Source organism: Streptomyces luteolus (assembly GCF_029968015.1).
GTDB classification, from domain to species: domain Bacteria; phylum Actinomycetota; class Actinomycetes; order Streptomycetales; family Streptomycetaceae; genus Streptomyces; species Streptomyces luteolus.
On sequence record NZ_JASCIS010000019.1, the window covers coordinates 50,942 to 65,754 of the forward strand.

Sequence of the window (14,813 nt, forward strand, 5' to 3'; positions counted from 1 at the left end):
CTTCTGGTGATGCGGTTGCGTCGCAGACGCGTGGGACGCGCCACCCCATCCGCCCGACCGCGACGACGCATTCAGCAGCAGTGGCTGACCAGGAGGCAAGCAGTGAACAGGGATCGGTCCGACTACCACGGCGGCCAGTCCCCTGACGGGGAAGAACGTGAACTCGACCTCACGGGCGAGTTCGAGATCGTCTACGAGCCTCCTGCTTGGTACGACCAGGGATCGCGCGGTGGCAATACCGCCTCGGCCTCGCCGCCACCTCCCACCGGCCAGCCGCTCGGCCCGCCGGGAACCCAGGGTCCCCCGCAGCCTCCCGCCCAGGAGCAGCCCCAGCAGCCCCAGCAGGGGCAGTACGGGCAGGGGCAGTACGGCCAGGGCGCGCAGGGTCAGTACGGGCAAGGGCAGTACGGGCAGGGGCAGTACGGGCAGGGCGCGCAGGGTGGCGCACCCCAGTCCGGTTACCCCCAGCAGCCGCAGCAGGACACCTCCGGCGGATACGGGTACCCGCAGCAGGCACCGCCGCCGCAGCAGGACGCCGCGGGCGGTTACGGCTATCCGCAGCAGGCGCAGCCCGCTCAGCCCGCTCAGCCCGCGCACGACACTTCCGGCGGGTACGGCTACCCGCAGCAGGCCAACCCCGCCGCGCCTCAGGCAGCCGCACCCCAGGCAGCCGCACCGCAGGCCGCGCCCGAGCAGGCCGCCGCCCCGCCGTCCGGCCAGGACACCTCGGGTGGTTACGGCTACCCGCAGGCCGCCCAGAACACCTCGGGCGGGTACGGCTACCCGCAGTCCGGGAACGAGCCCGCGCACTCGCCGTCGGTCGACGCCTCGCCCGCGCCGTCCGTGGACGCCTCCCCGGCTCCCCCGGCCCCGGCGCCCGCCACCCCTGCCCCGTCGGCTCCGGTGGCCCCTGCGGCTCCGTCCACTCCTTCCGCGGGCGCCCCGGCCGCGCCCGGCTTCCCGGTGCTGCGGCCCGTGGACGACGAGGACAGCGGTACGACACCGGCCGCTGCCCCGGCCCCCGCCGAGCCGGAGCCGTCCGAGGCCGAGCCGGAGCAGCCCGTCTCGCTCAACCACGCGGCCGCGGACGCCGAGGCGGCCGCGCTGTTCGGCTCGGACGACGACGAGCCCGAGACGTCGGGCGAAGCGGAGAGCGAAGAGGCTTCGGCCGAGAGCGGTTCCGGCGACGAGGGTGCCGAGGACGCGGCCGACACGTCCGGTGCCGCTGAGGCCCCGCAGGCACCGGAGGCACCGGAGGCTCCCGAGGCCACCGCGCCGGCCGAGGCTCCGCAGGTCCCTCAGGCCCCCCACGTACCGCAGGCGCCGCAGGCCCCCCAGGCCCCCCAGGCCCCCCAGGCCCCGCAGCAGCAGTTGCCTCCGCTGCCGCAGGGCTACCAGCCGGCCCAGCCCGAGCAGGCCGGCGCGCAGCAGCAGGCGGGTCAGCAGCCGCAGCAGCAGGACCCGGCCGCGGCCGCCGCGGCGGCACAGGCCGCTCAGGCGCAGCAGGCACAGCAGGCACAAGCTCAGGCCCAGGCTCAGGCGCAGCAGCCCGGTTACGGCTATCCGCAGCAGGCCGGGCAGCAGCCGCAGCAGGGCCAACAGGCCGCCGGGCAGGGCGGGTTCGGGGCCGCGCAGCCGCTGCCGCAGCAGCAGCACCCCGGTGCCCAGCCGATGCCGCAGCAGGACCAGGCAGCCGCCCAGGCGCACGCAGCGCAGCAAGCACAGCAAGCGCAACAGGCACAGCAGGCGCAGCAGGCACAACAAGCCGCCCAGGCCCAACAGGCCTACGCCGCGCAGCAGGCCGCCCAAGCCCAGCAGGCGGCCCAGCAGGCCCAGCAGGGTCAGCAACCCGGTTACGGCTACCCGCAGCAGCAGGTTCCGCAGCAGTACGGCTACGGCTACCCGCAGCAGGCCGGGCAGCAGCCGCAGGCCCAGCAGCCTCAGCAGCAGCCGCAGCACCCGCAGGCCCACCAGATGCAGCAGCCGCAGCAAGGCCAGCAGCCCGGTCAGCCCACGCCGCAGGCCCAGCAGGCCCCGCAGGCACAGCAACCGCAGCAGCAGGCCCCGCAGGGCTGGTCGCAGGGCGGTCAGGCCGGGCAGGCCGGGCCGGGTGCGCAGCAGCCGCAGCAGCAGGCGGCGCCGGGTACCCCGCTGGGTTACAACGCGGCGGTGGAGCTGTCCTCGGACCGGCTGCTCCGCAGTCAGCCCAAGCAGCGCAAGAACAACGCGGGCCCGTCCCGGTTCAAGCTGGGCGCGAAGAAGGAAGAGGCGGAGCGGCAGCGGAAGTTGGAGCTGATCCGTACGCCGGTGATGTCCTGCTACCGGATCGCGGTCATCTCTCTCAAGGGCGGCGTCGGCAAGACCACGACGACGATGGCGCTCGGCGCGACGCTCGCGTCGGAGCGGCAGGACAAGATCCTCGCGATCGACGCCAACCCGGACGCGGGCACCCTCGGCCGCCGTGTGCGGCGCGAGACGGGTGCGACCATCCGTGACCTGGTGCAGGCGATCCCGCAGCTGAACAGCTACATGGACATCCGCCGCTTCACCTCGCAGGCGCCCTCCGGTCTGGAGATCATCGCCAACGACGTGGACCCGGCCGTCTCGACCACGTTCAACGACCAGGACTACCGCTCGGCGCTCGACGTCCTCGGCCGCCAGTACCCGATCATCCTGACCGACTCGGGTACGGGTCTGCTCTACAGCGCGATGCGCGGAGTGCTCGACCTGGCCGACCAGTTGATCATCATCTCGACCCCGTCGGTGGACGGTGCGAGCTCGGCCTCGACCACGCTGGACTGGCTGTCGGCGCACGGCTTCGCCGACCTGGTGCAGCGCTCCATCACGGTGATCTCGGGTGTCCGTGAGACCGGCAAGATGATCAAGGTGGAGGACATCGTCGCGCACTTCGAGACGCGCTGCCGCGCCGTCCAGGTGGTGCCGTTCGACGAGCACCTCGCGGCCGGTGCCGAGGTCGACCTCGGCATGATGCGTCCGAAGACCCGTGAGGCGTACTTCAACCTCTCGTCCCTGGTGGCCGAGGACCTCGCGCGGGCCGCGCAGAGCCAGGGCTTCGGCGGTCAGCAGCAGATGCAGCAGCCGCAGCAGGGCTACCCGCAGCAGCAGGCCCCGCAGCAGGGCTATCCCCAGCAGGGCGCCCCGCAGCAGGGCCAGGGCTGGCAGCAGCAGGGCCAGCAGCCCCCGCAGGGCCAGGGCTGGACCCAGCAGCCGCAGCAGGGGCAGCAGCCGCAGCAGGGCCAGCAGCAGGGCGGCGCGGTGCCCCCGGGCTGGACCCAGTAGCAACACCCGTACGAACGAAAGGGGTTGGCGTCCGGATGACGCCAACCCCTTTCGCGTACCCGCGTACCCGCGTACCCGCGTACCCGCCTACACCCCGGAAACGAGACCGGAAAGCCGCCGCGCGCTACTTCAGGTCGAACTCGCCGTCGCGCGCGCCGAGTACGAAGGCGCGCCATTCCGCCTCGGTGTAACGCAGCACCGTGTCGGGCTCCTTGGAGTTGCGCATGGCGACCGCGCCGCCGTCGAGATAGGCGATCTCGACCTTCTCGTCGTCCGGCCCGCCAGGGGCGCTGTGCCATTCGACGCCGCTGATGTCCAGGGCGTACAACGCGTCCTTCTCCGCCTCTTTGCGCGCCTTGAGCTCCGCCTCTGCTTGCTCCTGCCGCTGCTCCGTCGACATCAGGATCTCTCCGTTCCGCTGGCCTGACCCGGTAGGGGGACTCTACCGTCGGTGATGGCCTTTCGGCGGCTGTCTCCAGAGGGCTGTACCAATGTCGGTCACGGGCCCAACTCGGCGGCATAACAGGCACGTTCCCGCAGGCCACGTAGGGTTCATCCGCCGTTGACATGTTTAGACCACCGCTGATAGACACACACCTCATCCAACTGAGCTGTTCCGCATGGCACCGCATGGCATCGCATGGCACCCGATGTCATCCAGTACGTCCCGCAGTACGTCCGCCTTTCTGAGCGAGCATCTACGCGAGGTCAACTGCCCATGGACACAAGAGTTCAGCACGTACCGCCGAGAAGAAGATCACCCCGTCGCGTCCGCGTGCTGCTCGGCTCCGGCGCCGCGGCCCTCACCCTCACCGCCGGACTCGCCTCGCCGCTCAATCCGGCGCCCGACGAGGCGCAGGCGGAGAGCACCGGCAAGAAGACGCTGACGGTCGCGGTGGCGCAGAGCGTCGACTCGCTCAGCCCGTTCCTCGCCCAGCGGCTCGTCAGTACGAGCATCCACAAGCTGATGTACGAGTACCTGACGAACTACGACCCGAAGGACAGCCACACGGTCCCGGGGCTCGCGACGAAATGGGAGCCGTCCGCGGACAAGCTGACCTGGACGTACACGATCCGCAAGGACTCGAAGTGGTCCGACGGCAAGCAGGCCACCGCCGAGGATGCGGCGTGGACGTTCAACAAGATCATGACGGACGAGGGCGCCGCCACGGTCAATGCCAGCTATGTCACCAACTTCAAGAAAGTGACGGCTCCTTCGCCGGATAAGCTGGTCATCGAACTGAAGAAGCCGCAGGCGACCATGACGTCCCTCGATGTCCCGATCGTGCCCAAGCACGAATGGGAGAAGGTCGAGGACTTCGGGAAGTTCAACAACGACGACAAGTTCCCGATCGTCGGCAACGGCCCCTTCATCCTCACGGACTACAAGAAGGACAAGTACGTCAAGCTGGAGCCGAACAAGGACTTCTGGCGCGGCGCTCCGAAGTTCGACGAGCTGGTCTTCAAGACGTACAAGGACCAGGACGCCGCCGTGGCCGCCCTGAAGAAGGGCGAGGTGTCCTTCGTCGCAGGTCAGCCCTCACTGACCCCGGCGCAGGCGGCGGAGTTGAAGAACGTCCCGAACGTCAAGGTCAATGACGCGCCGGGCCGCCGTTTCTTCGCACTCGCCACGAATCCGGGTGCGCAGACCAAGGACGGCAAGAAATTCGGCGACGGCCATCCGGCCCTGCTCGACCAGAAGGTGCGCCAGGCCCTTTTCCTCGCCGTCGACCGCGAGACGATCGTCGACAAGGTGTTCCAGGGCCACGCCGTCGTGGGCGAGGGATATATCCCGCCGCGTTTCTCGGACTACTTCTGGAAGCCGGCCGCGGACCAGAAACTCGCACACGACCCGAAGAAGGCCGCCCAACTCCTCGACGAGGCGGGCTACAAGAAGAACGGTGACGGAAAGCGCGTAGGCAAGGACGGAAAGCCGCTCGACTTCCGTATTCTGTGCCACGCCACCGACCCGATGGACAAGTCGATCGGCAACTACCTCAAGGAGTGGTGGGGCGAACTCGGTATCGGCCTTGAGGTGCAGTGCCTCGACAACGTCACCGACCCCTGGTACGCGGGTGAGTACGACCTGGCCTTCGACGGCTGGTCGGTCAACCCCGACCCGGACTACGTCCTGTCGCTGCACATCTGCAGCGCGCTCCCGTCCAAGCCGGGCGCCACGTCCCCGACCGACAACTTCATCTGCGACAAGAAGTACGACGACCTGTACGCGAAGCAGCAGGCCGAGTACGACCCGGCCAAGCGCCAGGACCTGGTCAAGCAGATGCAGTCGCGGCTCTACGACACCGGGTACATGAACATCCTCGCGTACCCGAACGCCGTCGAGGCGTACCGCACGGACCAGATCAAGTCGATCACCACGATGCCCTCGGACGCCGGCAACATCTATGGCCAGGACGGCTATTGGAGCTGGTGGTCGGCGGTTCCGGCGGACTCGGAGGCGGGCTCCGACGGCGGTACGTCGGCCGGTGTGGTGATCGGCATCGCCGCTGGCGCGGTCGTCCTCATCGGTGCCGTGGCGTTCGTGGCGCTGCGCCGTCGTGCCACCGCGGAAGAACGCGAATAGGGGCGGAACCGTTCCATGACCGATGCCTCCACCAGCACCACCGCGCTCGCGGACCCCGACGGCCCGGCTCCGGCCGGGCCGTCGGCCCGCGGGCCCCGCGCCCGTGACACCGTCGCCTATCTGAGATACGGGGCGGGCAAGCTCGTCGGCGCGGCGGTGTCGCTGTTCGCCGTGCTCGTCACGAGCTTCTTCCTGTTCCGGATCATCCCCGGCGACCCGGTGCGCACCATCACGCACGGCCGGGCGGTCTCCGAGGAGCAACTGCAGGCGCTGCGCCGCCAGTTCGGCATCGACAAGCCGCTGTGGGAGCAGTTCACGCAGTACTGCGGCCAGGCGCTGCGGGGCGACTTCGGCAACTCGTACCAACTCCACGATCCCGTGGGCGAGTTGATCTGGGACCGGCTTCCGGCGACGCTGCTGCTCACCGGCACGGCCTTCGTCCTGTACTCGCTGATCGGGGTCTGGCTCGGCACCCGCTCCGCGTGGCGCAACGGCGGGCTCGGCGACCGCTTCAACACGGGCCTGTCGCTGACGCTCTACTCGGTGCCGTCGTTCTGGCTCGGCCTGATGCTGATCAATGTGTTCGCGGTCGGCGTCGGCTTCGTCCCCGGCCTGTTCCCCACCGGCCTGATGGAGACCGGCGACGGCTCCACGGGCCTCGCGCACGCCCTGGACGTGGCCCACCACATGGTCCTTCCGGTGGTCACCCTGGTCGCGGTGGGGTACGCGCAGACGCTGCTCGTGATGCGGTCCTCGCTGCTCGACGAGATGGGCAGCGACTATCTGACGACGGCCCGCGCGAAGGGCCTGCGCGACACCCTCGTACGGCGCCGCCATGCCGTGCCCAACGCGCTGCTTCCCACGGTGACGCTGATGTTCGTGAACCTCGGGCATGTGGTGGCGGGGCAGATCCTGGTCGAGACGGTGTTCTCCTGGCCGGGCCTCGGCGGACTCTTCTACGAGGCCCTCTCGATCCCCGATCTCCCGCTGCTCCAGGGCCTGTTCTTCGTCTTCGCGGCCGGTGTGATCCTGATGAACACCCTGGCCGACCTGATCTATCCGCTGCTCGACCCCCGGGTGGGCCGATGACCACGACCGACGCGTCCACGAAGGACGCCCCCGCGAAAGACGCGGCCGCGAAGAGCCCCCGCACGCTCGCCCGCGAGCGCCGCCGCCGCTCGGTGGCCCGCTTCTGGCGGCAGTACCGCACGCACCGCGCGGGCCTGTTCGGGCTCGCCGCGCTCGCCCTGTTCGTCCTGCTCGCGCTGCTCGCCCCGCTGCTCGTCGGCGCGGACGTGCAGAGCGTGACGAAGGCGCCGGGCAAGCCCCTCGAAGCTCCCAGCGGGGAGTTCCTGCTCGGCACCGACAAGGACGGGCGCTCGATGCTCGGGCTGCTGATCTGGGGTGCGCGCTTCTCGCTCACGGTGGGCTTCCTCGCCGCGGCGCTGTCCGTCGCGATCGGCACCCTGATCGGCATCACGGCCGGGCACTACAAGGGCTGGTACTCGACGGTGATCATGCGCGTCACCGACTGGTTCCTGGTGATGCCGACGCTGGTCCTGGCGATCGCCCTGGCCAGTGTGCTGTCCCGGTCGATCTGGACGATCATCCTCGCCATCGGCGTCACCACCTGGCCCACCACGGCCCGGCTCGTACGGGCGCAGACCCTCGCCGTGGAGTCCCGCCCGTACATCGAACGCGCGAAGGCGCTCGGCGGCGGGCACAGCCACATCATGACCCGGCACGTGCTGCCGAACGTGATGCCGCTGGTCCTCGCCCAGACCACCCTGGTCATCTCCTCGGCGGTGCTGACGGAGGCCACGCTCGCGTTCCTCGGCCTCGGCGACCCGACGGTCACGTCGTGGGGCGGTCTGCTGCAGGACGCGCGCGACTCGGGTGCGACGACGAAGTGGTGGTACGTGATGCCGCCCGGTATCGCCATCGCCCTGGTGGCCCTGTCCTTCACGCTCTGCGGCCGCGCCGTCGAGTCCGTGCTCAACCCGAGGCTGGGGGCGTCCCGTTGACCACCGCACCACTCCTGGACATCAAGGACCTGACGGTCACGTACGACTCCGGGGCCGCCGCCGTGCGCGGAGTGGACCTCACCCTGGAGGCGGGCCAGAAGCTCGGCATCGCGGGCGAGTCCGGCTGCGGCAAGTCCACGCTCGCCCTGGCACTGCTGCGGCTGCTGCCCGCGGGCGCGAAGCTCACCGGGGAGGTGCTGCTCGACGGCGAGGACGTCCTCACCATGAAGTGGGGCCGCCTTCGCGCGGTGCGCTGGGCGGGCGCCTCCATCGTGTTCCAGGGCGCGATGCACTCCCTGAACGCGGTGCACCGCGTCGGCGACCAGATCGCCGAGCCCATGCTGATCCACGGGACGGTGCCTGCTTCGGGCGTACGCAAGAAGGTCACCGGACTCCTGGAACACGTGGGCCTGCCCGCGTCCCGCGCGGACGCGTACCCGCATGAGCTCTCCGGCGGGCAGCGGCAGCGCGTGATGATCGCGATGGCCCTTGCCTGCGACCCGAAGCTGATCGTCGCGGACGAGCCGACGACCGCGCTCGACGTGATGATCCAGGCCCAGATCCTGCGCCTGATCGAGCAGTTGGTGGCCGAGCAGGACGTCGGCCTGATCATGATCAGCCATGACCTCGCGGTCCTCGCCGACACCTGCGACCGGCTCGCGGTGATGTACGCGGGCCGCGTCGTGGAGCAGGGCCCGGCCTCCGAGGTCTACGCCGCGGCCCGCCACCCGTACGGGAAGGCGCTCTCGGCCGCGTTCCCCCGCATCGGCGACCCGTCCTCCCGGCACGCCCCCCGCGGCCTGGCGGGCGACCCACCGGACCCCTCGGACCTGCCGTCCGGCTGCACGTTCCACCCACGGTGCCCGGTGGCGATCGAGGCTTGCTCGGTGGAGGACCAGGAGTTGAGGGGCGAGCGGGACTGGCAGGCGGCGTGCCTGCATGTCTGACCGTTGTGGCAGGACTTTCCCCTCCCCCGCTGTGGGCAGCTGGTCCGCCAGGGGCGGAACGGGTGGGCACAGCACCCCGGTGCCGGGCAACTGAAGGACGGACAATGACCGAGTCAACCTTGCTCAGCGCAGCCGACGTGCACGTCACCTTCCCCGGCCGACGCGGCAGCGGAAGCGCCCGAGCCGTCGACGGCGTCCACCTGGCCCTCGGAAAGGGCGAAATCGTAGCCCTGGTAGGCGAGTCCGGCTGCGGAAAGACCACCCTGGCCCGCACCCTCCTGGGCCTGGAGAAGCCGACCGCAGGCCACATCACCTTCGACGGCGCCCCCTTGTCGTACGACTCCCGCTCCCTGAAGGCGTACCGCAACCGCGTGCAGCTCGTCCTCCAGGACCCCAGCGGCTCCCTCAACCCGAGGCACACGGTGTACGAGGCCGTGGCCGAGGGACTGCGGGTGCACGGGTACGCGGGCGACGAGCAGGCGAAGGTCGCCGAGGCCCTGGCGCGGGCCGGGCTGCGGCCCCCGGAGCGGTTCTTCCAGCGCTACCCGCACGAGCTGTCCGGCGGCCAGCGCCAGCGCGTCGTGATCGCCGGGGCGCTCGTCCTCGACCCCGAACTGATCGTCGCGGACGAGCCGGTGGCGTCCCTTGACGCGTCGGTGCGCGGCGAGATCCTCGCACTGCTGCTCTCGCTGCGCGAGGAGCTCGGCCTGTCGGCCCTCGTCGTGACGCATGACCTGGGCCTCGCCTGGAACATCGGGGACCGGGTGGCGGTGATGTATCTGGGCCGGGTGGTGGAGACGGGCACCGTCGAGGAAGTGCTCACTTCTCCTCAACACCCGTACACCCAGGCCCTGTTGTCGGTGCTGCCGGAGGCGCCCGGGGAGCCGGTCGTGCTGACCGGCGAGCCGCCGGACCCGACGCGCATCCCCGGCGGCTGCCGCTTCCACGCGCGCTGCCAGGTCCTCGCCTCGGGCGAGGCGGAGCGCGCGGGCGTCGCGGACGCCTGCCGTACGAAGGACCTGCCGGTGCTGTCGGCCGAGCACCGGACGCAGGCCGCGTGTCACTGGGCGGCCAGAGCCGTCACCCCGCAGGGCCCGGAGGCGTCTCCCGCTCCGTGAAGCGGAACTCCCCGGTCGGGAGGAGCTCCACGAGCGGCAGGGGCTTCTGCACCGGGTTGCCGTCGTCCGCGAAGTGGATGAGTCCGCTCAGCCCCGCCGCCTCGTTGCCCTTCTTGATCTGCAGCAGCATCTGGCGGACGGCGAGGTGGGGCGGCTCCTTCGGCGGCCACGGCAGATCGGCGCCCGAGCCGCCCTTGCCGTCGTCCTTTCCACCGGAAGAGGAATCGGACGGCTCGTGGGTCCACACGTCCTGGATGGCCTTCCCGGCGACGAGCATCGCGTCGTACACGGCGATGACCTGCCCGTCGTCCAGCTTGGCGCGGTCCCGTCCGGTCAGCTTCTCGTAGCGCGCGGCGAACGCGGGGAACGGGTCCTTGCCCTGCGGATAGCCCTTGCCGTCGGCGTCCTCGCGCCACATGCCGGGGTGGGCGAGCCCGGTGAAGCGGACCTTGACGGCGCTGCGCCGCCAGTCCTCGGTGAGCTCCGCCAACTTCTCCTTGCTCTCCATCCCGTCGGCGTAGATGCTCACCGCGTCGTCGCCGGTGAACACGGTGACCCCGCACTGCCGGCCGGTGACGCTCATGGCCTTGATGAACTGCCGCAGCTCACGGCCGCGGCCCGCGAAGTACACGGCGTCCGGCTCGTGCCGGCAGACCCGGTCCGCGATGGAGCCGAAGGCGTTGGCGAGGGCGGGCGCGCCCGCCTCGTAGGAAAGCCCGAGCGGTTCGAGGCGCAGGCCCTGCTTCCTCGCCTGCTCCTCGAAGCCCTCGCTGAGCGATCTGCTGTACGCCTCACCCGTGTTGCGGTCCTTGATCATCGCCACTCGGTAGGAGCCCTTCCGCCGCTGCTCCTCGACGAGGTGCCGCACGATCGCGGAGGCCTGCTTCTTGTTGGGGTTGGTGACGCGGAAGAAGCCGGGCTCTTTCGCGTCGGCCAGCTCGTCCGCGGTGGAGGTCGCGCCGACCATCGGCAGCTCCGCCTCCCGCAGGCGGTCGACGAGGCTCTTCGTGGTCTCGTACGACGGTCCGAAGCCGGTGACCGCGACAAGCGGATGCTCGCGGTCCTCCTTCAGCTCCAAGAGCCGTTCCGCCACCGCCTCCCACTGCTTGCCGCCCGAACCGGTGTTGGCGATCGCCACCTTGATGCGGGGCACGGTGCCCTGCCGGTTGTTGAGCTCGTCCTGCGCGGCGTAGGCGCCCTCCAGCTCCTGCAGCGCCGCGTTGTCGTCCTTGTCGTCGGCGGAGCCGATGGTGAGCGGGTGGACGTACGCCACGGTCACCCAGCGCTTGCCGGACTTCTCGACGTTCTGGTTGGCCTCGCGGATGTCCTCGGTGATGTGGTCGAGGGAGTCGTCGAACGAGAACGTCCCGTCGGTCACCCCCACGCACTCGTCGTCGGGCCCCTCCTCCCACACGCCGTCGGCACACCGGTCGAAGGCGTACGCGCGCGTGCCCCAGGTGTCACCGGCGAAGAAGTACACGCCGTACGCGAGCAACGCCGCGGCGAGCAGGGCCCACTTGACGTACCAGCTCCTCGGCCGGGCGGCGCTCGGCGGCGTCCAGGGCGGCATCGGCGGGGAGGCCTGCGGATCCGTCACCACGGCTCCTTTCGGTAGAGGCGCATCCGGTCGTCGAGCGTCTGCCACTGCCGGAAGGCCCTCAACTGCCCGCGCAGCCGCTCCAGTTGCTCCACGATCACGCCGTGCAGCTCAGCCAGCGGATCGCCGAGCGGGTCGGACCAGAGCTCGGCGTACGGGTCGGCCGTGGGGTGCAGGGTGAGCTGTCCGGCGATGAGGAGGCGGGCGACGGGGTGCTGCTCCTCGGGCAGTCCGGGCTCGACCTCGGCGCAGCGCCGCTCGTACTCGGAACCGGCGTCGTCGGCGGTGTGCAGGCGGCGGCGCGGGGCCCGCTGGACCCAGGACAGGGCGCGGCACCAGTCCTCGGCCTCGCGGGTGCCGGCCCGCACCTCCTGGAACGCCTCGTGCAGGAGCCGGGTCGCGCCGGGGACGTCGCCCTCGGCGAGGCGGCAGTACGCGAGGTCGCGGAGCGCGCCCGTGCCCTCGGGCCCGGCGGCGGCCAGGCGCAGGGCCTGGTAGGTCCAGGGCCAGGTGCGGGCGCGTTCGTCGCCCTCCTCGCGGGCGAGTTCGTGCAGGAGGAGGCGGCGGACGACCCGGGGCAGGACGGCGACGTGCTCGCCGTCGACGAGGGCGGTCTCGGTGCGCAGGTCGTCCCGGGCCGCCTCGGCCACCCGCTCGCGCAGGTTGGTGCTGCTGCCCCACAGGACGTCGGCGGCGACGGCCTGGCCCGGGGACACCGAGGCGGCGGCGCGCGGCAGGGCCCGCCGGTCGGCGGCGGAGGGCTCGCCGAGGAGCCGGCCGAGCACCGGTCCCGCGACGGCGTGCCGCCCGTCTGCGGCGAAGACCTGCCGGAGACGGTGGAGCACCGGCTCGTCGGGCTCGAAGGTGGTGGCGAGGGACGTCAACGCGGCGGCGGTGGCGAGGGGTTGGCCGCCGGTCAGCTCGTAGAGCACACGGCCGAGCCAGGCGCCGGGCCGCGAGATGCCGTGCACGGCGGCCCGGGGCAGCGTCCTCACAACGCGCTGCGCGAACTCGCCGACCTCGTCCCGGTCGAGCGGCCGCAGCTGCGCGACGTCGAGCCGCCCGCCGATCCGCCGGGGCACGAACGCGGCCCCCTCGGGGTCGTCGGCGCCGCGCCAGCACTCCAGGTAGGCGCCGTGCGGTACGAGGCCGGGCTCGCGGTTCTCCAGGACCTGCGGCCGGGACCGCGCGGCGGCGACGACGACCAGCGGGTCCGGGGCGCGGCGGGCCTGCCGGGCGGCGTCGAGAGCTTCGAGGAAAGTGTCGCCGAGGGTGTTGTCCGCGTCGTCGAGCAGGACGAGGCAGCGCAGGGTCCGCTCGCCGGCCTCGCCGTCGGCGTACGCCCGCTCCAGGTCGGCGAGGAAGGCCCGCGTCAGCACGTCCTCGGCCTCGGCGCGCTGGGCCGAAGTGCCGTGCCGGAAGCCGTGGTTGAGGCTGACGAGGAACTCCTCGGGCGAGGCGGGCGGGCCGCCGCCGAGGCCGTTGACGGCGCGCCGCAGCCGGTGCTTGGCGAGCGTCATGCCCCACACCTTGCGGCCGCCGCGCACGAGCGGCAGCGCGGCCATGGCGAGCGGCGGCAGCCCGGCGACCGTCGCGGCCGCCTCCAGGAGCGAGAGCAGCAGCGCCCCGGACTCCTCCTCGGCCCGCCCCTCGTCGAGCGCCGTACGGATCTGCTGCACGGCGCGCGCCCGGTTGCCCGGGTCGGTCTCGACGGCCAGGGCGAGCGCGAGCACCCCGGACGCGGGCAGCCGAAGGCCCGGAAAGCTGGGCGTCGCGGCGCTGAGCTGGAAGGCGACCTCGGTGAGGACGTCGGCGGTGCCGCGCTGCCCGTCGTCGAGCTGCGCCAGGTCGAGGTGCGCGGTGTGGGTGTGCTGGCCGAGCCACTTCAGATGGGCGAGCAGAGTGCTCTTGCCGGAGCCGCGGCCGCCGAGCAGCAGCAGCGGATGGCGGGCCTCGGGTGCGTCGCGGTCCTGCGTGGCGAGCCGCTCCTGCACCCACCGGGCCACCAGGACGTCCCGCTGCGACGTCCCCGCCCACGCATCCTGCGCCACAGCTCCCCCTCCCCCGCCGCTGTGCGCTTAGGATGCCTCAATTCCCGTACGGAGAAACGCAGTTCGGGAATTGCGTTCGAACCGTTCGAACCGTTCGAGCGGTCCTGCGGAAGCGCTTGCAGAGGGGCGGGGAGGGGCCCGTGGGGGGCGTCAGGAGCGCCCGAGGATCTCCTGGCAGCGCTTCACGTCGTCGGCGATGGCCACGAGCAGCCCGTCGATGGAGTCGAAGGTCTGCTGGCCGCGTACGAACGCCAGGAAGTCGACGGCGACATGCTGCCCGTACAGGTCGAGGCCGACGCGGTCGATCGCGTACGCCTCGACGGTGCGGGTCGTGCCGTCGAACTGCGGGTTGGTGCCGACCGAGATCGCGGCGGGCATCCGCTCGCCGTCGGCGTGCAGCCAGCCCGCGTACACCCCGTCGGCGGGGATCGCGGTGTGCGGCAGCGTCTCCACGTTCGCCGTGGGGAAGCCCAGCTCGCGGCCGCGCTGCGCGCCGCGCACGACGACGCCCTCGACGCGGTGCGGCCGGCCGAGGATCTCGGCAGCTCCGGCCACATCGCCTTCGGCGACGAGCCGACGCGTCAGCGTGGAGGAGAACGGCGCGCCGCCCCCGGCCTCGCCGCTGACGAACAGGTCGACGAGCTCGACCTCGTAGTCGTACGGGCCGCCGAGCTCGGCGAGGAGCGTCACATCGCCCGCGGCCTTGTGCCCGAAGCGGAAGTTGGGGCCTTCTACGACCACGCGCGCGTGCAGCTTGTCCACGAGCACCTTCACGACGAAGTCGGCGGGCGCGAGCCGGGAGAACTCGGCGGTGAACGGCAGGATGAGCAGCGCGTCCACGCCCAGCTCGGCCATCAGCTCGGCCCGGCGGTGGTGCGGGGCGAGCAGCGGCGGGTGGCTGCCGGGGCGCACGACCTCGCTGGGGTGCGGGTCGAAGGTCACGACGACGGCGGGCACGCCGAGCTCACGGGCCCGCTCCACGGCCCGCCCGATGATCAGCTGGTGACCGCGGTGCACCCCGTCGTAGGAACCGATGGTGACGACGCTGCGCCCCCAGTCCTCGGGGATGTCCTCCAAGCCTCGCCAGCGCTGCACGGTGTTTGCTCCTCGCCGAACCCGATTACGTCCTGTTGATTGCGCAGGTCTAAGAGTGCCATGCCGCGGGGCGGGCCTTCGCATCGGCTGCTGTTCG

9 protein-coding genes and 1 pseudogene are annotated in these 14,813 nt (G+C 71.4%); 6 read left to right on the forward strand and 4 right to left on the reverse strand.

All coding sequences use genetic code 11. The features are described from left to right. Nucleotides 1-102 precede the first annotated feature (102 nt). Nucleotides 103-3,300, forward strand: coding sequence for an SCO5717 family growth-regulating ATPase (locus tag QIT00_RS19800; RefSeq protein ID WP_282536647.1), 3,198 nt, complete (start codon nucleotides 103-105; stop codon nucleotides 3,298-3,300). A gap of 124 nt (nucleotides 3,301-3,424) precedes the next feature. Here QIT00_RS19800 and QIT00_RS19805 read toward each other — a convergent pair whose 3' ends face one another. After that, nucleotides 3,425-3,700, reverse strand: coding sequence for a DUF397 domain-containing protein (locus QIT00_RS19805; protein ID WP_282536648.1), 276 nt, complete (start codon nucleotides 3,698-3,700; stop codon nucleotides 3,425-3,427). 318 nt (nucleotides 3,701-4,018) lie between these two features. Between QIT00_RS19805 and QIT00_RS19810 the strand changes: the two genes are divergently transcribed. From QIT00_RS19810 to QIT00_RS19830, 5 genes and pseudogenes are all read left to right on the forward strand, one after another. Further along, on the forward strand, nucleotides 4,019-5,884 hold the full coding sequence (locus QIT00_RS19810) for an ABC transporter substrate-binding protein (protein ID WP_282536649.1): 1,866 nt from the start codon (nucleotides 4,019-4,021) through the stop codon (nucleotides 5,882-5,884). A 15-nt stretch (nucleotides 5,885-5,899) separates the two neighbouring features. Then, on the forward strand, nucleotides 5,900-6,973 hold the full coding sequence (locus QIT00_RS19815; RefSeq protein WP_282536650.1) for an ABC transporter permease: 1,074 nt from the start codon (nucleotides 5,900-5,902) through the stop codon (nucleotides 6,971-6,973). Next, complete coding sequence (locus QIT00_RS19820; RefSeq protein WP_282536651.1) at nucleotides 6,970-7,908, forward strand: ABC transporter permease; 939 nt, start codon at nucleotides 6,970-6,972, stop codon at nucleotides 7,906-7,908. The genes QIT00_RS19815 and QIT00_RS19820 overlap by 4 nt, the downstream gene beginning before the upstream one ends. Next, nucleotides 7,854-8,949: pseudogene (locus QIT00_RS19825) on the forward strand (ABC transporter ATP-binding protein). Before QIT00_RS19820 ends, QIT00_RS19825 begins: the two are co-directional and overlap by 55 nt. Before the next feature lie 10 nt (nucleotides 8,950-8,959). Next, entirely contained in the window at nucleotides 8,960-9,973 is a 1,014-nt protein-coding gene (locus QIT00_RS19830) for an ABC transporter ATP-binding protein (RefSeq protein ID WP_282536653.1), read from the forward strand. Here the strand turns inward: QIT00_RS19830 and QIT00_RS19835 are convergent. From QIT00_RS19835 to QIT00_RS19845, 3 genes are all read right to left on the reverse strand, one after another. After that, nucleotides 9,936-11,570 carry an ABC transporter substrate-binding protein gene (locus QIT00_RS19835; RefSeq protein ID WP_282536654.1) on the reverse strand — a complete coding sequence of 545 codons (1,635 nt, stop codon included), beginning with the start codon at nucleotides 11,568-11,570 and terminating at the stop codon, nucleotides 9,936-9,938. The genes QIT00_RS19830 and QIT00_RS19835 overlap by 38 nt on opposite strands. Next, entirely contained in the window at nucleotides 11,567-13,621 is a 2,055-nt protein-coding gene (locus QIT00_RS19840; RefSeq protein ID WP_282536655.1) for a hypothetical protein, read from the reverse strand. The genes QIT00_RS19835 and QIT00_RS19840 overlap by 4 nt, the downstream gene beginning before the upstream one ends. A gap of 150 nt (nucleotides 13,622-13,771) precedes the next feature. After that, nucleotides 13,772-14,716: a bifunctional riboflavin kinase/FAD synthetase gene (locus QIT00_RS19845; RefSeq protein WP_282536656.1), complete on the reverse strand. Its 945-nt coding sequence runs from the start codon at nucleotides 14,714-14,716 to the stop codon at nucleotides 13,772-13,774. Between the last annotated feature and the right edge of the window lie 97 nt (nucleotides 14,717-14,813).

Bases quoted from the DNA above. Each gene is read 5' to 3' on its own strand.
- QIT00_RS19805 (WP_282536648.1), bottom strand. From the start codon at position 3,700: ATGTCGACGGAGCAGCGGCAGGAGCAAGCAGAGGCGGAGCTCAAGGCG.
- QIT00_RS19810 (WP_282536649.1), top strand. From the start codon at position 4,019: ATGGACACAAGAGTTCAGCACGTACCGCCGAGAAGAAGATCACCCCGT.
- QIT00_RS19815 (WP_282536650.1), top strand. From the start codon at position 5,900: ATGACCGATGCCTCCACCAGCACCACCGCGCTCGCGGACCCCGACGGC.
- QIT00_RS19820 (WP_282536651.1), top strand. From the start codon at position 6,970: ATGACCACGACCGACGCGTCCACGAAGGACGCCCCCGCGAAAGACGCG.
- QIT00_RS19830 (WP_282536653.1), top strand. From the start codon at position 8,960: ATGACCGAGTCAACCTTGCTCAGCGCAGCCGACGTGCACGTCACCTTC.